Raw genomic sequence first — 23,789 nt, forward strand, 5'->3', positions numbered from 1 at the left:
TCAATATCCAAGGGAGACGTCGACGACGTCTTCTAGCTGTCGGCCCGCCGCATAGCGGCGGTAGTTGCCGGTGAAGGAGTCGACGATCGACTCCCAGACGCCGCGTCCGCTCCACGACGAGTGCGGGCTGAACCGCACGCGCGGGTGCCGGTAATACCAGTGGCCCGCCGGCAGCGGTTCGGTTGGTGCCACGTCCAACGACGCCAACCCCAGTGCCCCGCTGTCGAGCGCGGCCTTGAGGTCGTCGTCGACGACAAGCCCCGAGCGCGCGACGTTGATCAGGTGCGCACCGGGCTTCATACGCCGCAGAAATCCGGCGTCGACGATGCCGGCCGTGTCGGCGGTGAGCGGTGCGGCGAGCACCACGTGGTCGGCGCCGTCGACGAGCTCGGCCGTGTCGCGGACGACCTGCACGCCCGCTACCGGGCTGGGCGCGCCACTGCGCCGCAGCGCCCGCACGTGCGCCCCGAATGGCAGTGCACGCTCGGCCAGCGCAATCCCGGTCGCGCCCAGCCCGAGGATCGCGACCGTGGCGCCGTCGAGGCTGCCGAGCTCCGCCCCGCCCCACCGCTCAGGAGGTGCGGTCACCCAGCTCTGCGGCAGATTCTTCTCGGCCGTGAGGATCTGGGCCATCACCCACTCGGCAATCGGCACCGAGGTGGCGCCGCGGCTCACGGTCAGCGGCCGTCCGTCCAGGATGCCCAGTGAGAATGTGTCGATCCCCGTGCCCACGGTGTGCACCCACCGCACGCCGCGGGCCAGCACGGCGTCGAGATTGGGCGCGACCTGCGCCGGCGTGAGCAGCACCTCGCCGCCCGCTGCGGGGTCGATCGGCCCGTCCTGTGGTATCGGTGTCACCTCGACGTCGAGCCCCTCCGCCCGCATCGTCTCGCGGAAGCGTGGCAGGTCGCCGACGTGGCTGAGCACCCGGGGCGCGGCGGTCACTGCCCCGCCACCGACTCGGCCAGCGATTCGCTGGTCAGCCCGTGATGCCCCCAGGAGTCGCCGCCGGTGAATTCGTTGGCCACCCAGGTGTCCTCGTCGATCAGCACCGGGTCGCAGCCGATCTCCACCTCGAATCCGGCGGGGCTGCGCATGTAGAACGACAGCATCCGATCGTTCTTGTGTCGTCCGAGCGAGGCCGTGATGTCCAGGCCCGCCGCCGTGGCGCGGTCGAAGGCCTCGCCCACCTGGTCGACGGTCTCCACCTCGAAGGCGATGTGGTGCGTGCCCGACACCGGGCCCACCGCGCTCAACGCGATGGTGTGGTGCCGGGGCGTGCAGTGCAGGAAGTGGATGGCCATGTCCGGGCCGAAGTTCATGAAGTCCGACGTGCGGAACCCCAGCACGTCCTTGTAGAAAGCCAGCGCGCCCGGCAGATCGCGCACCATCAGCACCGCGTGCCCCAGCCCGCCGTCGGTGACGAACCGGTGCCCGCCCACCGGCGGCCGAAACGGGAAGTCGACGACCGGACCCCAGAAGATCTCCAGCCGGGTGCCCTCGGGGTCGTCGAACCACACCATCGCCTGCGCCCCGCGCTCGCGCAGCTCCTCGGGGGTGGCTGCGGTGAGCGCCACACCCGCCTCCACGAGCGATGTCACCACCTCGTCGAAGGCGGCCTCGCCCGGCACCTCGAAGCCGACGAAGCCGACGCCCGCGGTGGCGGCCTCCCGCACGGCGATCCGCCATTGGCGTTCGTCGGCCGTGAAGTACGAGGCGTCCGGGTCGCCCGCCGTGCGTGCGACGGGCTCGAGTCCCACGACCTCGGCCGCGAAGCGGTCCCACGCCTGCCGGTCGGGCACGTTCAGCCCGATGTAACCGATACCACGAAGGTTCATCGTGTACTCCTTGCCAGGTCAGTCGAGCAGTTCGGGCTGCTCGCGTGTGATTTCGGTGAAGTAGCTCTGGAAGCCGAGCCAGCCGGCGTAGGGCGTGCCGGTCTGCCGGTTGGTATGCCGGGCCATTTCCGTGTCGAGCACGGAGTACGGCCAGCCGGTGGACTCGAGGCGCATCTGGGCCTGGCACATCTGCTCGAAGAGGATGAACCAGAAGACGGCCTCGTCGACGGTGCCGCCGACGGTCATGTGCCCGTGGTTCTCGTGGACCACCACGTTGATCCGCTCGGCATTGCCGGCGTGCTCGGCGAAGGCCGCACCCAGCGTGTCGCCGACTTCGGTGTCGAAAACGACCCCTTCGAAGCCACGCGCCAGGCGCTGCGACTCGAAGAACGCGCAGGCGTCCTGGCTGGTGGGCTCGACGAGCCGGCCGGTGGCCGACCACGGCCGGCCCCACGGCGAGTGCGAATGGCACGCGGCGTTGACGCCGGGGTTGTGCCGGTGGATGCGCGAGTGGATGGCGAAGGCGGCCGCGTTGACCATCCTGTCGCCCTCGATGACGGTGCCGTGCTCGTCAACCAGCAGCAGGTCGGACACCCGCATCGCACTGAACGGCACGGCCAGGGGGTTGACCCAAAAGCAGTCCGTGTGTTCCGGGTCGCGCACCGTGATGTGACCGGTGATGCCCGTGGTCAGGCCGAGGCGGGCCAGGATCCGGAAGGACGCGGCGAGCCTCTCCTGGCGATGGCGGCGTTCCTGCGACGGATCGGCGAACTCCGGCGGCGACAGGCGTTCCATCGTTTCTGCGACAGCGGACGACTCCTGCGTCGACATGGGTGGATGGCTGGACATGAAGCCCCTCCCTCGGTGGGTCGGATCGGCGGATTGACTGATATTGAAACGCGACGTTTCGTAACGTAGCATCAGGATGTGATCCGCACAACATCCGATTTCCACCGTGATCGGCGACGCACCGTCGGCGCCGCCGGCGAAGGGAGAACCATGACCGTCCAGTCCGCCGAGGTCGGCATCGTCACCGCCGACGACGCACTGCCCGCCTTCTATCGGTGCGTCTTCGGTCTGACCGAACATCCGCCGAGGTCCTACCCCGCGGGCGTGGTCCACAGGCTCGGCCGCAGTGACGACGTGCTGGTCAAGATCATGGTTCCGGCCGCTCCCCCGACTCAGGCACCGCAGACGCCCGCGCAGTTCTGGGACCGCGCGGGCCTCGCCTACTGCACCCTGTGGGTCGACGCGCTCGACGACGTGGTGCGGCGCTGCGGCGACCACGGCGGCACCGTGGCGGCGGAGCCGGTCGAAATACGCCCCGGGGTGCGCACCGCACTGCTCCGCGACCCCGACGGCAACACCCTCGAGGTCATGGAGGGCGGCCGGTGAGTGCGCCGCCGGCCGCGACGTTCTGGGCGCTCGTCGAAAAGCGCGCCGCGGCGACGCCCGACGCGGTGCTCCTCGTCGACGACGACGGACACACCATGACGTGCGCGGGCTACCGCGAGGCGGTGCTCCGGGCCGCCGCCGGGCTGCACGCCGAGGGGGCGCGTCCCGGCAACACGCTCGCCTGGCAGCTGCCCTCGTGGATCGGGGCGATGGTGCTGATGGGCGCGTGCGCACGCCTCGGCGTGCCGCAGATGCCCGTGCTGCCGATCCACCGCGACAGGGAGCTCCGGCTGCTGCTCGGCGCCGCACAGGCACGCCTGTGGTGCCTGCCCTCCTCCTGGCGGGGCACCGACTACGCCGCTCTGGCCGACCGAGTGCGCGGCCGCGTCCCACGTGTGCGGACACTGTTCTGCGATCGCGCGCTGCCGCAGGGCGATCCTCGTACCCTGCCGCCGGCCCCCGGGTCGGCCGAGCACATGCGGTGGCTCTTCCCCACGTCCGGCACCACCGGCGACCCCAAGATCGCCGTCCACACCGATGCCACACTCATCGCGGGGGCGGTGGCGCTGTGCGATTCGCAGGGCTTCCGCCCGAGTGACCGCTACGGCATCGCCTTCCCCGTCACGCACATCGGCGGGGCCACCAACCTCGCCGCGGCATTGCACAGAGGCTTCTCGTTAGCGCTGGTCGAAGCGTTCGAACCCGCGCGGACCGCGGCGACCTTCCGCCGCCTCGGCGTCACGATCGCCGGCGGGGGTCCGGCGTTCTACACCGGTTTCCTCGCCGCCCAGCGCCGCACGCCCGGTCGCTTGATTCTGCCCGTGCTGCGTTTCATGACCGGGGGCGGGGCTCCGATGCCGCCCGAGCTGCACGTGCAGGTGCGCGACGAGATCGGCGGGGCGGGCTGCGCCCACGGTTACGGCATGACCGAGTCGTGCATCGTCGCGATGAACCGCCCCGACGACACCGACGAGCATCTCATGCACACGGTGGGCCGCCCCTGCGGCGGCATCGAGGTCCGCGCGACCGGGACCGGCGGCACGCAGAACGATGGCGAAGTGCACATCCGCGGCGCGGCTGTGTTCCTCGGCTACCTCGGCGAGTCCACGCCGGCACTCGACGCCGACGGCTGGTTCGCCACCGGCGACCTGGGCCGTATCGACGACGACGGACACCTGCGCATCACCGGCCGGATTAAGGACATCATCATCCGCAAGGGCGAGAACATCCACGCCGGCGAGCTCGAGCAGGTGCTGCGCGAGCATCCCGCGGTCGCCGATGCGGCGGTGATCGGCCTGCCCGACGCCGAGCGCGGCGAACTGGTGTGCGCGGTACTCGTCACCGAGCCGGGGCGCACGGTGGACGCCGCCGCGATCACTGCGCACTGCGCTGCCGCCGGGCTGATGCGGCAGAAGTTCCCCGAACAGGTGATCACCGTGGCCGAACTGCCCCGCAACAGCGCCGGCAAGACTCGCAAGGACGACCTGCGCCGCCGCTACTCGGCCGCGCCGGCGGCGATCGGGGCGACCGATGCCAGGTGACCTCGCGGGCCGCTGCGCCATCGTCGGGACCGGCCAGACCCCGTACACCCGCGGCACGGACCGCAGCACGCTGCAGCTGCAGCTCGATGCCGCAGAGCGCGCGATCGCCGACGCAGGCCTCACCCCCGCCGACATCGACGCGGTGATGCCCAACGCCATGTCCGAGCGCATCGCCGAGGACTTCATCGTCGAGCTCGGCCTGCCGGACGTCGCCTACACCAGCACCCATCACACCGGCGGAGCCTCGGTTCTGTCGGCGGTGCAGAGCGCCTGCCTGGCCGTCGCGGCCGGAGTGTCCCGGCATGCGCTGGTGGTGGCGGGCCGGCGCGGATACAGCGCACAGCGCGTCTCCACCTCGCAGGCCCGCCCTGAGCGCGTCACCGCGACGGTCGGCGAGTTCGAGAAGCCCTACGGCGCCATCGTGGCCGCGCAGTGGTTCGCGCAGTCCGCGCAGCGGCACATGCACCTGTACGGCACCACCGAGGAGCAGCTCGGGCACGTGGCCGTCGGCTGCCGCCGGCACGCCAACCTCAACCCGCGCGCCTACATGCACGGCCGCGGGATGACCCTCGAGGACCACCGCCGGTCACGCATGATCACCACCCCGTTTCGCCTCTTCGACTGCTCGCTCGAGACCGATGGCGCCGCCGCGGTGGTGATCACCTCGGTCGAGCGCGCCGCAGACCTGCCTCACCGCCCGGTGCTCGTAAGGGGCATCGCCGAAGGCCACGGTGATCCGCCCACCTCGATCACGCAGAAGCACGACATCACCGTCCTCGATGGCCTGCGCAGCGCCGGGCGGCGCGCCTTCCGCATGGCCGGGCTACGCCCCGCCGACATCGACTGTGCGCAGCTCTACGACGCGTTCACCTGGTTCGTCATCGCCAGCCTCGAGGCGCTGGGATTCTGCGGCCCCGGCGAAGGCGGGCCGTTCGTCGAAGACGGCCGCATCGGCCCGGGCGGGGCCCTGCCGGTGAACACCCACGGCGGGCTGCTCTCCGAGGCGCACGTCTCGGGCATGAATCACCTGGTCGAGGCGGTCCACCAGCTGCGCGGTACCGCGGAGCCGCAACGCCTCGTTCCCGGCTGCGAGCACGCGCTGGTGAGCAATGAGGGCGACTTTTTCGAGGGATCGGTCGCCATTCTCGAGCGGGGCGGACGGTGATCGGGACGGCGGTGCAGGGACGTCCCCTGCCCGAGCCCTCGCCCCTCACCGCCGGTTTCTGGGAAGCCGCGGCCGACGGCCGCCTCGTCCTGCAGCGTTGCGACGCCTGCGGGCGCCATCGGCACTACCCGCAGCACCGCTGCCCGCACTGCCGTGAGGCCGCGTGGCGGTGGGCGGCGGCGAACGGGCGCGGCCGCATCCACAGCTTCACCGTTACCCACCACGCATTCCACCCCGCCTGGACTGGCCGCACGCCCTACGTGGTGGCGACCGTGCAGCTCGACGAGGGCGTGCGGGTGGTGACCGACATGGACGAAGACCCCGCCATCGTCCGCATCGACGCGCCCGTTGAGGTGTTCTTCGAGGACACGGGCGGGGGCCGTGCGCTTCCGCGATTCCGCATCGCGGGACGCCCGGCATCGGCGCCGGCAGACCGCGACGGCCGACCCGCTGCGCGACGCGGAGCGGCGGATACGCACACGACGACGGAGGGAAACACATGACCGGGTACGCATTCGACGACATCGGGTGCGAGGTCGACGACGGGGTCGCCGTCGTCACCCTCGCACGGCCCGGTTCGCACAATGCTCTCAACACGCGCATGCGCTCCGGGCTGCACCGGCTGTGGCGGGCGATGCGGTCCGACCCGGCGGTGCGCTGCATCGTCCTCACAGGCGAGGGGTCGGCCGCGTTCTCCAGCGGCATCGACCGCACCGAGATCCTGCAGGACGACGAGGAATTCGATCCGTTTTCCTACGACGACCTGGCCGCCGAGATCGGCCCCAAGACCAACGGACTGTGGAAGCCAGTCATCGCCGCGGTCAACGGTATGGCCTGCGGCGGTGCGTTCTACCTGCTCGGCGAGGCCGACTTCCTCATCGCCGCCGACCATGCCACGTTCTTCGATCCGCATGTGAGCTACGGGATGGCAGCCGTGTACGAGCCGATGTTCCTCAGCGGCCGGATGGCCTTCGGCGACCTGATGCGCCTTTCGCTGATGGGCCTCGACGAGCGCATGTCTGCGGAGACCGCCCGCGCCACCGGCCTGGTGTCCGAGGTGGTGGCGGGGTCCGACCTGATGACGACGGCGATGCGCGCCGCGCGATCCATCGCCGCCCACCCCGCGCCACCGGTGCAGGCCACGGTGCGGGCGCTGTGGTCGGCGCGCCGCCTCGGTCTGCAGGGCGCCGTCGACATGGGCACCGTGCTGCTGGCCTCGGGAACCCGCCGCGAGCACCTCGACGCCGGCCAGGAGCGCTTCCGCGCCGCCGCACGCCCCCGCCCCCGCCCCCGCACCCGATAGGAAGGAACAACCCGATATGGACTTCGCATTCTCCGACGAGGAACGCGCCTTCGATGCGGAGGTCGCCCAGTTCCTGGCGGACGAGCACACGCGGGAGGAAGCCGCGGAAGTGTTCGCACCGCACAGGGAAGCCGATGCCCAGTTGGCCGACACCTCCGCACGCAAGGCGTTCCTGCGCCGCCTGGCCGAGCGCGGTTGGCTCGGCATGTCCTGGCCGCGCGAGTACGGCGGCGCCGACCAGGCCGGCATGTACGAATACCTGCTCAACGAGCGGCTAGCCCGGGCCGGAGCGCCGCTGATCGGCAAGGGCGTGGGCATCATAGGCAAGACGCTCATCCGGCATGGCTCCGAGGAGCTGCGCCGCCGGTTCCTGCCCGCCATCCTCGCGGGAACGATCGACTTCGCGCTCGGATATTCCGAGCCCGATGCCGGCTCCGACCTCGCATCCCTGTCGCTGCGCGCCCGCCGCGCGCCGGGCGGGTGGCGTCTCGACGGCCAGAAGCGCTTCAGTACCTCGGCCCACTTCGCCGACTGGTACTGGGTGGCCGCCCGCACCGACCCCGACGCGCCCAAGCACGAGGGCATCACGCTGTTCCTCATTCCCCTGTCCGCCCCGGGGCTCACGGTCCTTGAGCAGAAGACGATGGGCGACGAACGCACGAACGAGGTGTTCTTCGACGACGTGTTCGTGCCGGACGACGCCGTGGTGGGCGAAGTCGACAACGGCTGGCGCTACGTCACCGAGGCGATCGACTACGAGCGTTTCACCATCTACACGGTCGGGATGCTCGAGTCGAAGATGGAGCGCATCCTCGCCTGGGCGCGCACCGCCACCGTGCATGGTCGGCCAGCCTACGAAGACCCGGCCGTCCGCGCCGGCATCGCGGAGCTTGCCACCGATCTGGAGGCGGCGCGCATGCTCACCCTCCGCGTCATCGACACGGCCTCGCGAGGCGAGGTGCCCTCCACGGAGGCGTCGATGTGCAAGCTCACCCTAACCCGCCTGCACCAAAAGATGGCGGACTGGATGCTCGACCGGTGCGGCCCCACCGTCGTCCTGCGCAGCGGCGACCCCGGCGCGCAGGACCACGGCTTCTGGGAGCATTCCTACCGGTTCACCGTCCTCGAGACGATCGGTGGCGGGGCCTCGGAGATCCAGAAGAACATCCTTGCCCGCCGCGCGTTGGGTCTGCCGGTCCGGTGAGCCCCCGAAACGACACGTTGCGGCCGCTGCTCACGCACCACGTCACGCGCACGGCACAGTGGGCCGTCGACCCGTTTTCGATCGCGCAATGGTGCTCGGCCGTAGAGGATGCCAATCCGCTGCACCACGGCGATCCCGCCACGATGATCGCACCATCGGCGATGGCCGGGGTCTGGACGCAGGAGCCGGTGTGGCGACCCGACGGCACGCCCGGGCGGGCGATGGAATTGCATCACCGGCTCAAAGAGTTACTCGGCCTGCCCACCGCCGTGGTCCGCGACATCACCCACCGCTACGGTCGGCCGGTGCGCGTCGGGGACCTGCTCACCGCCACCCATCGCATCACCGAGGTGGGCCCGCCACGGCGCAGCCGTGCGGGGCTCGGGCGCGACTGGACGGTGCACGTGCAGCACACCGACCAGTACGGCCGGACCGCCGCCGAAGAGGACTGGCGATTCCACGGGTACCGCCCGGACGCCGCGGACGCGGACGCCGGGCACCTGCGAAGAAGCGGCGCCCACGGCCACGCGGACGACGCCCGGCCGGCGGCGTCCATCGCTCCGCTCGCCGTCTCCGTCGATGCGCGCCGCATCGTCATGGCCGCCGCCGCCAGCCGCGACTGGACCCGGTTCCACCACGACCGTGAGGCCGCCGTGGCCGCCGGGATGCCAGACATCATCCTGAACACGCCCGGGCACACGGCGCTGATCAGCAGATGGCTCGTCGAGAACGCGGTGCCCGGCGGACGGATCCTGCGGCTGACACTGCGGCTGCGCCGACCGGTCGTGCCCGGCGCGGCGGTGGAGATAGGCGGCGAGGCGACCGGCACGACCCCCGCGCCCGGGGGCTGCCGCGTCACGTACGTCCGCTTCACCGAGCGGGCCGCCGGCTCCGTCACCGCCGTCGGCAGCGCCGCCATCGCCGGCCCGGCGTCCTCCGGACGCGGCGATCCGTGGCGCATTCCGCCACACGCCTGGCAGAACCTGCCCGACCACCCAGACACCGAGGAGTGAGCCCTGATGGATCTGACCTTCACCGACGAACAGGCGATGCTGGCCGACACCGTGCGCCGCATGTGCCAGGAGCACGCCGGGTCCGACGCGATACGCGCCACCGAGGCGGACGGTGCACCGTTCCCGCCGGACCTGTGGCGGCACCTGGCCGCCGCCGGGCTGCTGGGCCTCGGCATCGGCGGCGAATTCGGCGGCGCCGGAGCGGGACTGCTCGAATGGACGCTCCTGGCCGAGGAATTGGGCCGGGCCGCCGCCCCACTGACCCCGATACTCTCCGGTGTGCTCGCCGCGCGCATCCTCGAACGGGCCGGCTCCCCGGAGCAGCGCGCGCAGTGGCTGCCCCGCCTCGCGGAGGGCACCGCGCTGGTGTCGGTGGCCTGGCTCGAGCCCGGCGGCGACTACACCCCCGAGCGCATCGCACTGTCGGCGCGGCGGTGCGGCGAGCGGGTCCGGCTGCAGGGGGCCAAGACGCTGGTTCCCTTCGCCGCCGAGGCCGACGCAATCCTCGTGCCCACCCGCGAGGAGCCCTCCGGCCGGATCGGGCTGTTCCTCGTGCCCAACGGTGACGGGGTGCGGTGCTCCCCGCAACGCACTCTGGCCGGCGAGCCGCTCCACTTCGTCGATTTCGACCTCGAGCTGCCCGCCGATGCGCGCATCGGGGAGCCGGGCGACGCGTGGGAGACCCTGCAGCAAGCCATGGCGCCGACGGCCATCGTGCTGGCCGCCTATGCCGCGGGCGGCGCGCGCAGGGTGCTCGAGATGGCCACCGCTTACGCGACGGAGCGGCACCAGTTCGGCCGTCCCATCGGGGCGAATCAGGGGATCTCCCACCCATTGGCCGACACCCTCGCTGCCGTCGAGGCTGCCCGCACGCTCATGCACCAGGCCGCCTGGTGCCACGACGCGGGTCGCGATCACCTGATGCAGGCGATGATGGCCAAGCAGCGCTGCTGCGCCGTGTTCCGCGCCGCGTCGATGACCGCGCACCAGGTTTACGGGGGCATCGGCTTCACGCTGGATGTGGACGTGCAGCTGTTCTCGCGGCGCGCCAAGCAGCTGCAGCTGACGTGGTGGGACGACGCATTCCTGTCGGCCACGCTCGGCGGGCTCCTGCTCGACGACGGGCCGGGGCTTCTGCCGGCGCTCGTCGAGCGGTGAGGCGGCCGGTTCAGCCCGCGCCGTGCCGCCCTCCGTCGGAACCATAGCCGCGGACGACTGTCGCCACCACGCAGTCGATGAACTGCGCAGTGGGGACGTCGGGGCCGAAGAACGCCCGGTTCACCACCGGCCCCAACGCCAGGTAAACCAGCGCCTCCACGTCGGTGCTTGCGGGCAGCTCGCCGCGAACGACAGCGCGTCCGATCACCGCCGTCACCGGCTCCAGCCGGCCGCCGATGTAGTCGCGCACCACCGGGTCGCGTCGCGCGGACGAATCGGCGGCGAAGTGCGCGAGCACCTTTCCCAGTGGGGAGTTCGCCAGCACCTCCGTCAGCTGCACCAGCAGGCCGTGCAAGTCGTCGGCGAACCGCCCGGTGTCCGGGTCTTCCAGCTTCGGCAGCTCCTCGATCGCGTCCAGGATCAGTGCCGTCCGTGACGACCACCACCGGTAGATCGTCGACTTGCCGACCCCCGCCTCCAACGCGATCGAGGCGATCGTGATGCCGCTGGGCGGATGTTCGGCCAGCATGGCGAGCGTCGAGTCGAGGATGGCCTTGCGCGAGCTTTCACTTCGCGGCCGGCCGGTGTGCGGATGCGTCCGGCGTGTCACACTCGGCCGGTCGGTGTCGTCATTCATCGTGCATTCGATGATATGCCAATGACCCGGGACGACACTGCATGTCGTGTCTTGTACCCGACCTGCGACACGAACCGCCCACAATACTCCAGCGCGCCCGTATCAGCGAGGACGCCGAAGCACTTCCCGACTTCCGCCCACACCCCCTCGACGTCGTCCAGCGGCCACCCCGATGTGCTGGCGCAGCAGGCGCAGCTGGACTTCCTTCACCTCACGACGTGGGAGATCCACGACGCGCTGTGGAAGGCCGAGGTGGTCCAAGTCGCGAAGGGCCAAGTCCGCCCGCGCCGCCCTCGTTCCGCACAACCGGGGACCTGGCCACGCTGACGACGGGCGCGCACACCACCGCCAGAGCATTCGCTGCCCGGACCGCGCGTGCGGGCAGCGCTTCCCGGTTCAAGTCGCATCATCATTTCCCACATGTCGGCATTGACGCCGCCGGTGGCGGAAAGCCGCACGCCGCCGCCGGCAACCTCCGCCCCGAACCATCGCAGCAGGTCGGCAACGTGAGGACCGCGGCCACTGAGGAACTCGTGTGGCTCCGCAGCCGGTTCCCGATGCCGGTCGGACAGCGCGCCCAGGCCGGAATCCGGCGCGGGACGAGGCCGCGCTCCCCCTGCTCCGTGTCCAGTGCTCCGTGCAGCAGGTCGGCCGTGACGGGCGTGCGGCGCAGCGGCGTCGACGAGTCCATTTCCACGATGGCAGACACCGCCGCGCGTGCATTACCGCGCCGCGCGCGCCTTGCCGCGACATGCCGGGACAACGCGCGCGCCTGTGGACATAGCGCGCGCGGCACGGGCGGATGAGCGCGCGGAGAGCGCACCGCTCGGGCGGACAACACGCGCTCGGTGCAGAGAGTCTCCCCCCAGATCTGCGGGCGGCTCCCCGCGCTATCCGCGCTCCTCCGCCACCGCTTCCCGCACCGCCGGCGCCACATCGTTTGCAAAGGCGCGCACCGTGTCCGGGGTGTCGGCGGCCAGGATGAACGTGCCGATCCCGTACTGCAACGCCAGATCCGCCAGCTGCTCGACCCACTGCGCCGGGCGCCCCTGCAGCAGCCCGCCGCCGTCGCCGAAGCTTCCCCCGATGTTGTAGATCCGCCGCACCTGCCCCGGCCGGCGGCCCGCGTCGGTCGCCGCCGCGTCGAGCGCCGCGGACAAGGTCCCCAGCCGCGACGGGTCGGCGTATCCCATGCTCGGCACCCATGCGTCGGCCAGCGCCCCGGTCACGCGCAGCATCCGCGGGCCGTAGGCGCCGACCCAGATGGGGATGTCATGCGCGGGTGCCGGCCCGGCCTTCAGGCCCCGCACCGGGTAGTACTCGCCGTCACGGAAGACAGTGCCGCCCGCCCAGAAGTCCCGCATGACGCCGATCGCCTCGATCAGCGCGTCCACGGCCTGGCCCGGCGTGCGCCGCTGCCCGCCGGCCGCCTCGATCGCGTCCCAGAACGCGCCCGACCCCATGCCCAGCTCGACACGGCCAGACGTGACCCGGTCCAACGTGGCGGCCGCCTTGGCCAGCACCACCGGCGGCCGCAGAGGCAGGCTCGCCACGTTCGTCGCCAGCTTGATGCTGCTGGTGCGGGCGCCGAGCACCGACAGGAGGGTCCACGTGTCCAGGTGCCGCCGCTGATACGGGTGATCCTGGAACGACACCACGTCCAGACCCAGCTCCTCGGCCAGCGCGACGAGCGCGAGGACATCGTCGAGCCTGTCCGCGTCCGGGGTGGGAAACACTCCGAACTCCAGCGCGTGACCGTAATCCGGCATGCCGGCGAGTCTATCGACCGGCCACCGCGACGGGGCGCATTCGCCGGGTTGCACCAGCCCGAATGTCCCCGCCGCACGCTTCACCGCGGCGGCGCGGCGAGGTAGAACAGTCCCATCGCGACGCACACCGCCAACGTCAGATACGGCGTCACCAGGCCCAGGCCCCCTGCCACCAGGTAGGCGGGCGGCGCCGCCGCGGCACGCCGCAGGATGGTGCGCCGCTCCGCACCCGTCAGCGGCTCGCGCAACAGGCGCCGGCGGTGCGTCAGAACGTGGAACTGCAACGCCAGGAACACCGCCGACGTCACGAGGAACGATCCGGCGTAGACGACTGCCGCCAGGCGCCCGCCGTCCTCCTCGACGAGGTAGCTCGACAGCAGCGCGGTCGTGAACGGCAACACCACGATGCACAGCAGGAGCAGCAGGTTCAGCACCAGCACCGAATGATCCACGTCCCGTAGCCGCCGCAGCATCGTGTGATGGTTGATCCACAGGATGCCGATCGCGACGAAGGAGATCACGTAGGCCAGATAGTTCGGCCACAGTGCGGCCAGCCGGTGCCCCAATCCGCCCGTGCCACCGGGTTCCGGCACGCGCAGGTCCAGCACCAGCAGCGTGATGGCGACCGCCATGACACCGTCGGAGAACGCCTCGACGCGGCCCTTGCCGAATGCTCCCGCACACCCGCCCGTTCGACGCGGTGCACCACGTCCGTCCATCCGCACTCCCCGGGAGCGTCCGGCCCGCCGCTCGTCACCCGCCGAAGTTCACGATCGCCCCGTTCAGTGGCAACTGATCCGTCCTGGCCTGCGGGGAACCGTTGTGTTGCGCGAAGAACTCCCCGGTCAGGTAGTCATCGGCCGCGAGGATCGCCGCGGGCGCGACGTATCCGGCGTAGTCGAACGAGTCGAGCACGTAGGGCACTCCGTCGCTGCCGTCGAGGTTGGGCCCGTCCATCAGCTGGAAGTGCAGGTGCGGGGCGTTGGAGTTGCCGGTGTTGCCGAGCAGGCCGATCACCTGCCCCTTGGTCACCTTGTCGCCCGGCTTCACCGTCAGCGACCTTTTCTGCAGATGCGCATACATCGCCCACGTGCCGCCGCCGAGGTCCTGGATGACGTGGTTGCCGTCCACGTTCTCGATGGTCAGTTTCGCGGCCAGCGCCGGTACCGCCGCGGGCAGAATGCCGGGCGCGTTGGCCTGCACGTCGTCGAGCACCGAGGTGACGGTGCCGTCGGCCACGGCGTGCACCTCCTGACCGTAGTCCTGGTAGCTTTCGTTCCTGGTCTTGTCGCCGACGTAGAAGCGGCCGTGATCGTCGGTCCGCATCCAATCGATGGCGAACCGCTGGCTTCCCCACAGTCCGCCGTCGAACGGCATCAGCGAATCCACGTGCGGGAATCCGACCCCGCAGCAGCCGTTCTGCGCGACCCAGTTGTTCCCCCGTACCGGCGGGGAGATCACGCGCGCCGTGCGTGCCGACACTTCTTTGGGGGCCACCGTGTAGCTGACCGGCGCCGGTGTCGCGGAGGCCGGGTTCGCCGAGGCGAGCGCGGTGATCCGGTGCAGCACCCGCTCAGGCACGTCCGCCACGTCGTCCGTAGCGAAGTCGACCAGCAGCGACCCCGATTCGCCCGATGGGATGACGGTGTCCTTCGCCGGGGCGGAGGGAAGCAAGCGTAGCCGGTTGCAGTCGCCGTAGCCGCACGACGGATCGACGAGTGCTGCGCCGGAGAACGACGCGAGCACGCGCTTCGTGTCCGCCGCATCGACGATGTCGACGCTCTGCAGGGTGGCCGACGCCGGCCCCGCGTTGGTGAGCTGCAGCGCGTACGCCACGTGCGCCTTCCCGTCGCTGCCCATGAACGGGAACGTGGGCGAACCGAGGTTCTGCACTGTCAGCGCGGTGTATCCGGCGGACGCCGTGGCCGGCGACTCCTCCGACACCGCCGTCACATCACCGCCTGACGCGGCGCCGGCCGACTGCCCGGCACTGTCCGCCCTTCCAGCACCGCCCTCAGCGTCCCCGCCGCTGGAACAGCCCGCCGCGACCAGCAGCGTCAGGGCGAGGGCCGCCAGGATCACGGTCCGCGGACGGCACGGTCGCAGGCTCGACGCAGACCATCGCGTCGCAGGCCATCGCGTCACAGGCTTCGGGGTCCAGCTCATGCCACCGAGCGTGCGCGCTCGCGCACCCGTTCGGAATGGACCCAAGTCGCGCTTCTGCCGCCGATCCGGGTCGTCGCGAACTGGAGACGTAGGCCCATGGCCGCGCCGGCCCGGCGGGACGACAGTGGAGTGGCAGACCCGGGGGTAAGGAGCGCGCATGGCCCAGCAAATCGGCTCGATCGACGTGTTCCGCGATCCCGAGAACCTGATCGAATCGCCCTGCGGGATCATCGCGGCAGGTGACGACGTGTGGTTCACGAGCATCGCCAACGACCGCGTAGGACGTGTGCGCCCGGCCGGCGGCGTCCGATTGCCCGGCTCCGGAGCCGTCCGCATCGAAACCTTCGCCGACCCGCACGGGCGGATGCGGCTGCCGGCCAACCTGTTCCCCGACGCGGACGGCCGCATCCGCGTCACCTGCCTGGGATCGGACAGCGTGGCTGCCATCGACCCGCACGCCGCCGATCCTGCCTCCACCATCACGGCTATTCGCCACCCGGACCTGCGCGGCCCGGTCGCGATCAAGTCGGCCCCCACCGGACTGCTCTGGTTCAGCCTGCGCGGGGCCGACGCGATCGGGTCGCTGGACCCGCGCGCCCCCGACCCTGCCGCCACGGTGGCGACGGTGCGATCCGGACTCATCGCCGACCCGTCCGCGCTGTTCGTCGACGCTCACGGACTGGTGTGGTGGGTCAACGCGGCGACCGCCACCATCGGCCGACTCGACCCGTCTGCCCGCCGCCCGGTCGACACCGTCGCCCGCTTCGGACCATGGCCGCGGTACGGCGCGCCGCGGGCATGGGCGCCGGGCGCCTCGGACGACACAGGAGAGTTGTGGGTCACCACGCAGAACGAGCCGGGTCTGTTGCGGATCGCGCCGACCGCACGCGGCGCGGCGCCCGGCCCCCTGGCGGCCACCTGGTACACCGACCCGCCGCTGCGCACACCGGACGGAGTGTGGACGGCACCGGACGGGACGGTCTGGCTGGCGGACACCGACGGGGACGCACTCGTCCGCTTCACCCCGGCCACAGGCCGCTGGGAGCGGTTCACCGCGCCGGGCGTCGAAGGGCCGTTCGACATCAAACCCGGCCCCGAACCGGCGTACCTGTGGTTCACGAACAAGCGCGGCGGTTCCATCGGCCGGATTCGCGTGGTGGGAGGTGGCGACGGCACGAGGTGATCACGGAAACACATGCCCGTGGCGGTGTGCGAGCCCCACATGATGCAGGAAAAGCCCTGACCAGCCGGCCCGCGCGTTCTACGCTGGTCGCATGACAGAGCACGGCGGATGACCCCGCCGCCCGGATGTGCACGCGGAACCGATGAGCGGACCGGGACGGGCCCGACTGCGCTCGCTGGACCGGGCCCTCCTGCTGGCCGCCGGCAGCGCGCTCGCCCTGGGCTGCCTGCAGCTGGCCCTCACACTGCCCGGATCGGAAGACCTGTGGTGGGCGCACCTGGTGCTCGTGTTCACCTTCTGGGTCTACGCCGCCGCCGGACTGCTGGCCTGGCATCGCCGCCCCGGCAACAGCATGGGCATGCTCGTCACGTTCGGAGGTGCCGCAGTACTGGCGGGCAGCCTCGGCAACACGTCGGTGCCGGCCCTTGTCGCCGTCGGCTCCATCACCGCCACGGTGGTGCTGGCCGTGACCGTGCACCTGCTGCTCGCCTTCCCGTCCGGCCGGGTGCACGGCCGCACGGCGCGCACCGTGGCCGCCGCGGGCTACGGGGTGGCCCTGATACTGCAGGCGCCGCTGTACCTGTTCAACCCCGACGCCGCCTCCCTGCTGTTCGTCGCCGACCGGCCGGGACTGCTCGACGCGGGGGCGTGGGTGCAGCGGACGGCGGGCGGCGTGGTCGTCGTGGCGGCCGCGCTCATCCTCGCGCGCCGCATCGTGCACGCCCGCCCCGGGCGCCGACGCGTCCTGCTCCCGCTGTTCGCGTACGGGATGCTCGCGCTGCTGTCCGTCCCGTTGCGGCCGACCGTGCTCGACCCCGCGCTCGGCGGCGTCACCGCCGCCGTCGTCCAGTTCCTGATCATCGCGGGTGTGCCGGTGGCGTTCGTGCTCGCCATGCTGTGCGGCGGGTTCGCACGCGAGGGCGAATTGGAGGAGCTGGCCGTGCGGCTCGGCGACGCCGGGGGCGCGCCCGGCCGGATCCCCCGACTCCTCGGCCGGGTGCTCGGCGACGCGTCGATAGACGTCCTGTTCTGGATGCCCGAGCAATCGGCCTGGGTCGACTCCGCGGGCGTCCCGGCCGTCCTGCCGCTGCCGCAGGACAGGGCCGGCGTCGAGGTGACCATCGGCGGAGAACGGATCGGGGCGATCCTGTACGACGACGACCTGATCGCCGACCCGGAAACGGTGCAGGCCGCCGGCCGGGTGATGGCGCTGGCCATCGAGCGCGAACGACTCCGGGCCCGTCTTCTGGCACAACGCGGCGCGCTGATCGCCTCGCGTGCGCGCATCGTCACGGCCGCGGACCGCGAGCGCCGCCTCATCGCCCGCGACCTGCACGATGGCTTGCAGGTCGGCCTGGTGCTCCTCGCGCTCGAGGCCCAGCGTGTCGCGTCCGCGGCCCCCGACGGGACCGTGCGATGCCGAGTGCTGGAGCTGCGCCGCGGCATCGACGAGACGGCGGCCGAGCTGCGCACGTTCGTACACCGGCTGATGCCGCCCGCACTGATCGAACGCGGGCTGTGCGCGGCGGCCGAAGACCTGGTGGACCGGATGCCGCTGCCGACGGTGCTGCACGCCGAGCTGCAAGGAGGACCGCTGCCGTCCGGCGTCGAAAGCACCGCGTATTTCCTCATCGCGGAGGGGCTGGCGAACGCCCTCAAGCATGCCCGGGCCGCACGGATGTCGGTGCGGATCGGCCGCGACGGCGATCTGCTCACCGTCGAGGTGCACGACGACGGCATCGGCGGCGCCTCGGTGCACAGCGGCCACGGGCTGCGTGGCCTTGCCGACAGGGTCCACGCGCTCGGCGGAGAACTCCGCGTGGACAGCGCCTCGGCGTGCGGCACGCACCTGCGGGCGGAGCTGCCATGCGCGTCGTGATCGGCGAGGACGACCTGCTGCTGCGCCAGGGCATGACGGCGGTGCTCGCGGACGACGGCTTCGACGTGACCGCGGCGGTGGGCGACGCCGACGCGCTGCTCACCGCGGTGGAACTGCATCGCCCCGAGCTGGTGGTGACGGACATCCGCATGCCGCCCGGCGACGCCGACGACGGTCTTGTCGCGGCGCTGCGCATCCGCACGCTCCACCCGGGCACCGCGGTCGTGGTCCTGTCCCAGTACGTGCAGCGCCGCTACGCCACCGAGTTGCTCTCCGGCACTCCTGCCCGGGTGGGCTATCTGCTCAAGCAGCGCATCTCCGATCTGGACTCGTTCCTGAGCGCCCTGCACGCAGTCGTCGACGGGGGCACGGCGATCGACCCGGAGGTGATCGAGGTGATGGTCCACCGCGCCCGCATGGTGGACGGCCGGGTGGCGCACCTGACGCCCCGGCAGCGGGAGGTCCTCGCCCTGATTGCGGAGGGACGCAGCAACTCCTGGATCGCGCAGCACTTGGTGATCTCGGAGAAGGCCGTGGTGCAGCACACCTCGCACATCTACGACGCGCTCGGCATCCCCGTGGACGCGAACGACCACCGGCGGGTGCTGGCCGTGGTCCGGTACCTCTCCGGGTAGCCGCCTCCGCGCTCGCCGCCGGGTGGCGGATTTCCGGCGGCGGGCACCGTCGGCGCGGTACGGGACTTGGGTCTATGGCCCGCGGAGCGGGCCGCGATGACACTGATGCCATGCGATCTGCGCGCATCGTCGACACCCGTCCGCCGGCAGCGGACTATGCGGCCAACGGAGAGGACACCGGACCATGAGCCCCCACACCGCTCGCCGCCGCAACCAGTTGTTCGACAGCGCATTCCACGACAGGTTCGGGCAGTGGCCGGTGGGGTGCATCCCCGCCGGCGGAGCCGACATGGGGGACGTCGTCGCCGTCGCGAACGCGGTGGGTGACGGCGACGACTCCGCCTTCTACGACGCGTTCGTCGCGTCCGGCGATGCGCATGCCGCCGACGCGCAGAGCCTGCTGACCGCAGGCCGGCGTCGCAGTGCGCGCGCCCGCTTCCTGCGGGCGAGCTGCATGTACGCCGCCGCCTACCACCCGATCTACGGCACCCCCGTCGACCCGCGTCTACCCGCGGCATTCGACAAGCAGATGGACGCGTTCCGCGCGGCGATGGAACTGTCGGACCCGCCCGTGCGTCCCGTGGGCATTCCGTTCGAGGACGGCGCACTGCCCGGCTATCTGGTTCCCGCGACAGGCCGTGCCGACGAGGTGCGTCCGCTGCTGATTCTGACCAACGGGTTCGACGCGACGATCACCGACATGTACTTCGCATCGGGCGTGGCGGCCCTCGAACGCGGCTACCACGTGCTCCTGTTCGACGGACCCGGCCAGGGCGCCATGCTGTACCACCGCGGGGTGCCGTTGCGCCCCGACTGGGAAACCGTCATCGCCGCCGTGGTCGACCATGCGACGACGGTTCCGATCGTCGACCGTTCCCGCATCGCGCTGAGCGGGTGGAGCCTGGGCGGATACCTCGCGCCCCGGGCCGCCTCCGGCGAGCCGCGACTGGCCGCGTGCATCGCGGACCCCGGCCAGTGGGACATCGCCGATGCGATCCGCCGCTTCCTCGCCGCCCTGGAGGTACCCGACGCCGACACCGTCGCCTTCGACAGCCTCGACGACGCGACGCTCACCCGGCTCGCCACCGCGATCGAGTCGGACAGAGAGATGCGCTGGCAGATCGTCCAGCGCGGATACTGGACGACCGGGGCGGCAGACCTGCGCGGGTTCCTCCGCACGCTGGCCGGATTCACGCTCAAAGGCAGAGTGGGAGGCATCCGCTGCCCCACCCTGCTCACCGCCGCGGAGAACGATCCGCTCGCCGCGGACACGCCCACCTTCTTCGACGCGCTGACCTGCCCGAAGACCCTGCTGCGGTTCACCGCCGCCGAGGGTGCCGGCGAACACACCGAGGTGATCAACCGGTCGCTGTACAACCAACGGGCGCTCGACTGGCTCGACGAGACACTGCGGGCCGGGTGAGCGACATCGGCATCCGGAGACCGCACGGCGGCGGGTGCCCACTCGGTGCACGAGCCTCTTCAGACCATCGGTGATGATCGCGACGATCACGGCACCCGGCCGCTCTTCTCGATCTCCGATGCGAGCGCATGACCGTCATCCGTCATGACGCAACGCCTCTCGACCGAATGTCACGCCGAGAAGGATCCCCGCCATTCGCGGATGACACCGACGGCGTCGTCGAGGTGCGATTCGAGGAGGAAGTGGCCGCCGTCGAAGAGCTCGATGCGTGCGTGCGGCGCGTCGTTGCGGAATGCCTCCGCCCCGGCCGGGCCGAAGATCTCGTCGTTCGCACCCCAGATCGCCAGGACGGGAACGCCGGAGGTGCGGAGCCATTCCTGAAACTCCGGGTAGAGCGCGCGGTTGGTGTGGTAGTCGCCGAACAGCGCCAGCTGGGCCAGGTCGTTGCCCGGGCGGCCGAGGAGTGCGAGGTCGTGTTCCCAAGCGTCGGGATCGACGAGCGTCGGGTCGGGCACCCCGTGGAGGTACTGCCACTCGACCGCCTGCCTTTCCATCGCCGGACGGAGTGCGGCCTCGTTCTCCGGTGAGGGATTCCGTCCGTAGGCCCAGATCGGCGCCCAGAAGTCGGCGACGAAACCCTCCTCGTAGGCGTTCCCGTTCTGCGAGATGACGCCGTCCACGGAGCTCGGTTCTCCGAGGGCGAGGCGCCAGGCGATGGGGGCCCCGTAGTCATGGGTGTAGACCGTGAACCGCTTCACGTCGACCGCGTCGAGGAATGCGCGCGTGATCCGGGCGAGTTCATCGAAGGTGTAGTGGAACTCCCCCACGGACGGGGCGCTCGAGCGTCCGAATCCGATGTGGTCGGGGGCGATCACACGGTAGCGGTCGGCGAGCGCGGGCATGAGGTGGCGGAACATGTGCGAACTGGTGGGGTACCCGTGCAGCAGCACGATGACCGGCGCATTCGCCGGCCCTGCTTCGCGGTAGAAGACATCGAGCCCTTCGATCCGGATCGTACGGTGATGCACCACAGGCATGTTTAACCCCTTAATCGTTGTTTGCCGGTTACTGCGACGGTAGCATGGCCACGGAGGAGGTCGACGGATGATTGCGGACGAGGCGCTGTTGCTCGAGGTGCTCAACAGCGCGCCCCGGCACGGCGAGGCCATCGCGGAAAAGCTCACCGGCGTAGAAGGCGCGACGATCGCCCGCCGGCTCGGCGGCACGGGCACCGAGCAGGAGGTGCGGCTGCTTCGCCGGACGCGGGATGCGATTCAGGCTCTCGTGCGCGGGCACGACGAAGCCACGGCGGCGCTGCAAGAGCTCATGGACAGCACGATCCTCACGCCCGACGTGACACCCGCGGGCATCCGATGGGGCCTCGACGCTCCCGCCGACATGGTGCCCGCGGCGCGCATCGCGCAGGCATGGTCGACGGTGTCGGAGGCGCGCCCGGGCCGGCTCAAGGCGTGCGCGAACGAGGAGTGCAACCTGTTCCTCATCGACCGTACGCGGCCCGGCACGGCGAAATGGTGCTCGATGGCGGTGTGCGGCAACCGGATGAAGGCACGTGCCCACGCCTCCCGTGCGCGAGCCGCCGCCCCGCAAAGAGCCGGGGACTCCCCGGATCGCTCCGGCGATGCCGGCGATGGAGGCCGACGGGGTATCCCCCGGGCGTCGCCATGAATCGTCACTCGACGGATTCGGCCATCCGGAGAGTCAGCCCGTCAGCCCGCGCCCGGTCACAAGGGGCAGATCGAGCGCTGTGACGATGCCGGGCTTCGCGTTCACGACCGCTTCCACCGCGTTGACCAGGCGCATCGCGGTCATGATCATGCCGGAGTCGTTGTGGTCGCCGTGTTCCCCGTGGTGGTGGAGGTCGACGGTCATCGACGGCTGTCCCGTCAGCTCGACCCGGTAGCACCCGTCTCCGTGCGCGGGCCGCGGCCAGTCCGGCGCCTGTCCGGGCGCCGTGCGGGTGATGTGCTCGAGAACCACCTTTTCCTCGCCGCCCACGGTGCCGACCACCTCGAAACGCAGGGCGGCCGCCGTGCCCTCGGCGATCCGGCAGCACACGGTGTCGAACCCCTGCTCGGCGGGCAGCCGCTCGTAGCGTTCCACCAGCGGCTCGTCCAGCGTGAGCCCCAGGCCCGCCGCGATCTGGCGGACCACTGATCCCCACCCCAGCGCCAGCACGCCCGGCTGCAGCAGGAACGGAGTCTCCTCCAACCGGCGGCCGAATCCGAACAGCCCGGTCATCGTCATCGCCTGGTCATAGGTGCTGTAGTCGGCGATCTCCGTGCACCGGACCCGGTCGATCCGCTGCGACAGGCTCGTCATCACGAGCGGCAGCACATCATTGGCGAAACCCGGGTCGATGCCGTTGACGTGCAGGCTCGCCCCGCCCCGTACGCCGGCCGCGTGGATGCGCTCCGCCTCCTCATCCGGCAGCACGCCCCACGGGTACTGCAGCAACACCGGGCCCGAGGACACGACGTTGATGCCGCTCTCCAGAAAGAACACCAGATCCTGCACGGCCTCGAAAATCCGGTCGTCGGTCATCGCGGTGTGCACGATGCAATCCGGCCGCAGGGCCACCAGCGCGTCCCCGTCGGAGGTCGCCCGCACGCCGAGCTCTCGGCCCAACCCGGCAAGCTCGCCCGCGTCCCTGCCCGCCTTGTCCGGGTTCGAGACCCACACGCCGACGAGTTCCAGTTCCGGTCGCGCGTCGATGCCCGCTATCGCATGCCGCCCCACCGTTCCCGTGGACCACTCCACCACCCGCAATGCCATGGCATCCTCCCTGCGTCGCTCGATCCGTCACCTCGCAGTAGACCAGGCGCGCATTTCCTCGGTAGCCGCAATCGACACGACCGCGGCGCCTCCGCCGGCGACGAGCGGGACCGGGATCCCGCGTCTGTCCCGCGGGGCGGGAGGTCGTCGCCGAAGGCTAGGAATTGCGGAACCATTCGCGTCGTCTCCGCTTCCGGCAGGACCGCAGGTCACGTCCATGCCCACCGGCGTCGCCGCATGTCACTCCGCCGGAGATACCGGACACGTTCTCTTCCGCGTTCCCGAGCTTCGCGCAACGGCCTGCGCCCGCTCGCCCCGGCCCGTCGCCGGACCCCGCACCCCGATCAGTCGATGGTGAACACGAAGCTCGAGTGCGGATACCCGGCCTGCACGAACGAGGCGACGTTCAGCGGCTGCTGCCAGCTGGTGCCCGCCGTGCCCGTATTCGTCGCGTAACCGTCGGCGACGAGCGTCAGATCGCCGCGCGGCGCCATCGAGGTGCCCGCAAGGTGGTAGCTCAGGTTCGCCGACACCCCATTGCCTCCGCCGACCCCCTCCACGGTGATCCGCTCGCTGCTGTGCGGGTTGATCTGCGTGAGCGGCGCCTCCACCCACTGCCCGTCCCGGGCGAAGCCGCCGTCGTAGAACATCGTCGCATCGGTGTTGTTGTTGACCGTGATGACGGCG

Annotated in this window: 23 protein-coding genes; 13 read left to right on the forward strand and 10 right to left on the reverse strand. The window is 71.0% G+C overall.

The annotated features are described in order from the left end of the window. Genes H4F70_RS11285 through H4F70_RS11295 form a run of 3 tightly spaced genes read right to left on the reverse strand, consistent with a single transcriptional unit; the run spans nt 1 to nt 2,927 of the window. Nucleotides 1–945 carry an NAD(P)-dependent oxidoreductase gene (locus H4F70_RS11285; RefSeq protein WP_182357268.1) on the reverse strand — a complete coding sequence of 315 codons (945 nt, stop codon included), beginning with the start codon at nt 943–945 and terminating at the stop codon, nt 1–3. Beyond that, nucleotides 942–1,838 (reverse strand): VOC family protein, encoded by an 897-nt coding sequence (locus H4F70_RS11290; RefSeq protein ID WP_182357269.1) that lies wholly within the window; start codon nt 1,836–1,838, stop codon nt 942–944. Before H4F70_RS11290 ends, H4F70_RS11285 begins: the two co-directional genes overlap by 4 nt. 18 nt (nt 1,839–1,856) lie before the next feature. After that, nucleotides 1,857–2,927: a class II aldolase/adducin family protein gene (locus H4F70_RS11295; protein ID WP_235681063.1), complete on the reverse strand. Its 1,071-nt coding sequence runs from the start codon at nt 2,925–2,927 to the stop codon at nt 1,857–1,859. Nucleotides 2,928–2,951: 24 nt separating this feature from the next. Between H4F70_RS11295 and H4F70_RS11300 the strand changes: the two genes are divergently transcribed. The 8 genes from H4F70_RS11300 to H4F70_RS11335 are packed head-to-tail and all read left to right on the forward strand — an operon-like array spanning nt 2,952 to nt 10,617. Continuing rightward, the gene (locus H4F70_RS11300; RefSeq protein WP_338064854.1) at nt 2,952–3,233 is read left to right on the forward strand and encodes a VOC family protein; all 282 of its coding nucleotides are present in this window, start codon (nt 2,952–2,954) and stop codon (nt 3,231–3,233) included. Next, nucleotides 3,230–4,774 carry a class I adenylate-forming enzyme family protein gene (locus H4F70_RS11305; RefSeq protein WP_182357271.1) on the forward strand — a complete coding sequence of 515 codons (1,545 nt, stop codon included), beginning with the start codon at nt 3,230–3,232 and terminating at the stop codon, nt 4,772–4,774. Before H4F70_RS11300 ends, H4F70_RS11305 begins: the two co-directional genes overlap by 4 nt. Next, on the forward strand, nt 4,764–5,939 hold the full coding sequence (locus H4F70_RS11310) for a thiolase C-terminal domain-containing protein (protein WP_182357272.1): 1,176 nt from the start codon (nt 4,764–4,766) through the stop codon (nt 5,937–5,939). Before H4F70_RS11305 ends, H4F70_RS11310 begins: the two co-directional genes overlap by 11 nt. Before the next feature lie 11 nt (nt 5,940–5,950). Then, entirely contained in the window at nt 5,951–6,442 is a 492-nt protein-coding gene (locus tag H4F70_RS11315; RefSeq protein WP_182357273.1) for a Zn-ribbon domain-containing OB-fold protein, read from the forward strand. Continuing rightward, on the forward strand, nt 6,439–7,242 hold the full coding sequence (locus H4F70_RS11320) for an enoyl-CoA hydratase/isomerase family protein (RefSeq protein WP_182357274.1): 804 nt from the start codon (nt 6,439–6,441) through the stop codon (nt 7,240–7,242). Before H4F70_RS11315 ends, H4F70_RS11320 begins: the two co-directional genes overlap by 4 nt. Nucleotides 7,243–7,258: 16 nt before the next feature. After that, complete coding sequence (locus H4F70_RS11325) at nt 7,259–8,446, forward strand: acyl-CoA dehydrogenase family protein (protein ID WP_182357275.1); 1,188 nt, start codon at nt 7,259–7,261, stop codon at nt 8,444–8,446. Next, entirely contained in the window at nt 8,443–9,459 is a 1,017-nt protein-coding gene (locus H4F70_RS11330; protein ID WP_182357276.1) for a hotdog family protein, read from the forward strand. The genes H4F70_RS11325 and H4F70_RS11330 overlap by 4 nt, the downstream gene beginning before the upstream one ends. A gap of 6 nt (nt 9,460–9,465) precedes the next feature. Then, nucleotides 9,466–10,617 carry an acyl-CoA dehydrogenase family protein gene (locus H4F70_RS11335; RefSeq protein WP_182357277.1) on the forward strand — a complete coding sequence of 384 codons (1,152 nt, stop codon included), beginning with the start codon at nt 9,466–9,468 and terminating at the stop codon, nt 10,615–10,617. A gap of 10 nt (nt 10,618–10,627) precedes the next feature. Here H4F70_RS11335 and H4F70_RS11340 read toward each other — a convergent pair whose 3' ends face one another. From H4F70_RS11340 to H4F70_RS20915, 4 genes are all read right to left on the reverse strand, one after another. After that, entirely contained in the window at nt 10,628–11,254 is a 627-nt protein-coding gene (locus tag H4F70_RS11340; protein WP_182357278.1) for a TetR/AcrR family transcriptional regulator, read from the reverse strand. 890 nt (nt 11,255–12,144) lie between these two features. Continuing rightward, a complete protein-coding gene (locus H4F70_RS11345) occupies nt 12,145–13,023 on the reverse strand; it encodes an LLM class flavin-dependent oxidoreductase (RefSeq protein ID WP_182357279.1) in 879 nt (292 codons plus the stop codon). An 80-nt stretch (nt 13,024–13,103) separates the two neighbouring features. Continuing rightward, nucleotides 13,104–13,742 carry a TMEM175 family protein gene (locus H4F70_RS11350; protein WP_182357280.1) on the reverse strand — a complete coding sequence of 213 codons (639 nt, stop codon included), beginning with the start codon at nt 13,740–13,742 and terminating at the stop codon, nt 13,104–13,106. A 34-nt stretch (nt 13,743–13,776) separates the two neighbouring features. Next, on the reverse strand, nt 13,777–15,189 hold the full coding sequence (locus tag H4F70_RS20915) for a M23 family metallopeptidase (RefSeq protein WP_276529687.1): 1,413 nt from the start codon (nt 15,187–15,189) through the stop codon (nt 13,777–13,779). 157 nt (nt 15,190–15,346) lie between these two features. Between H4F70_RS20915 and H4F70_RS11360 the strand changes: the two genes are divergently transcribed. The 4 genes from H4F70_RS11360 to H4F70_RS11375 all read left to right on the forward strand — a co-directional run bounded on the left by H4F70_RS11360 (nt 15,347) and on the right by H4F70_RS11375 (nt 20,309). Then, nucleotides 15,347–16,372 (forward strand): Vgb family protein, encoded by a 1,026-nt coding sequence (locus H4F70_RS11360; RefSeq protein ID WP_182357281.1) that lies wholly within the window; start codon nt 15,347–15,349, stop codon nt 16,370–16,372. A gap of 142 nt (nt 16,373–16,514) precedes the next feature. Next, nucleotides 16,515–18,251 carry a sensor histidine kinase gene (locus H4F70_RS11365; RefSeq protein WP_182357282.1) on the forward strand — a complete coding sequence of 579 codons (1,737 nt, stop codon included), beginning with the start codon at nt 16,515–16,517 and terminating at the stop codon, nt 18,249–18,251. After that, on the forward strand, nt 18,239–18,886 hold the full coding sequence (locus H4F70_RS11370) for a response regulator (protein ID WP_182357283.1): 648 nt from the start codon (nt 18,239–18,241) through the stop codon (nt 18,884–18,886). Before H4F70_RS11365 ends, H4F70_RS11370 begins: the two co-directional genes overlap by 13 nt. Before the next feature lie 184 nt (nt 18,887–19,070). After that, nucleotides 19,071–20,309 (forward strand): alpha/beta hydrolase family protein, encoded by a 1,239-nt coding sequence (locus tag H4F70_RS11375; protein WP_182357284.1) that lies wholly within the window; start codon nt 19,071–19,073, stop codon nt 20,307–20,309. Nucleotides 20,310–20,479: 170 nt separating this feature from the next. Here H4F70_RS11375 and H4F70_RS11380 read toward each other — a convergent pair whose 3' ends face one another. After that, on the reverse strand, nt 20,480–21,346 hold the full coding sequence (locus H4F70_RS11380) for an alpha/beta fold hydrolase (protein WP_182357285.1): 867 nt from the start codon (nt 21,344–21,346) through the stop codon (nt 20,480–20,482). Nucleotides 21,347–21,413: 67 nt separating this feature from the next. Here H4F70_RS11380 and H4F70_RS11385 point away from each other — a divergent pair, with 67 nt between their 5' ends. Continuing rightward, on the forward strand, nt 21,414–21,995 hold the full coding sequence (locus tag H4F70_RS11385) for a CGNR zinc finger domain-containing protein (RefSeq protein ID WP_182357286.1): 582 nt from the start codon (nt 21,414–21,416) through the stop codon (nt 21,993–21,995). A 33-nt stretch (nt 21,996–22,028) separates the two neighbouring features. Here the strand turns inward: H4F70_RS11385 and H4F70_RS11390 are convergent, their stop codons facing one another. Together H4F70_RS11390 and H4F70_RS11395 are read right to left on the reverse strand one after the other, a co-directional pair. Beyond that, nucleotides 22,029–23,102, reverse strand: coding sequence for an NAD(P)H-dependent amine dehydrogenase family protein (locus H4F70_RS11390; RefSeq protein ID WP_182357287.1), 1,074 nt, complete (start codon nt 23,100–23,102; stop codon nt 22,029–22,031). Nucleotides 23,103–23,446: 344 nt separating this feature from the next. Next, entirely contained in the window at nt 23,447–23,752 is a 306-nt protein-coding gene (locus H4F70_RS11395; RefSeq protein ID WP_182357288.1) for a hypothetical protein, read from the reverse strand. Nucleotides 23,753–23,789 lie beyond the last annotated feature (37 nt).

Source organism: Tomitella gaofuii, from assembly GCF_014126825.1.
In the GTDB taxonomy this organism is placed as follows: Bacteria; Actinomycetota; Actinomycetes; order Mycobacteriales; family Mycobacteriaceae; genus Tomitella; species Tomitella gaofuii.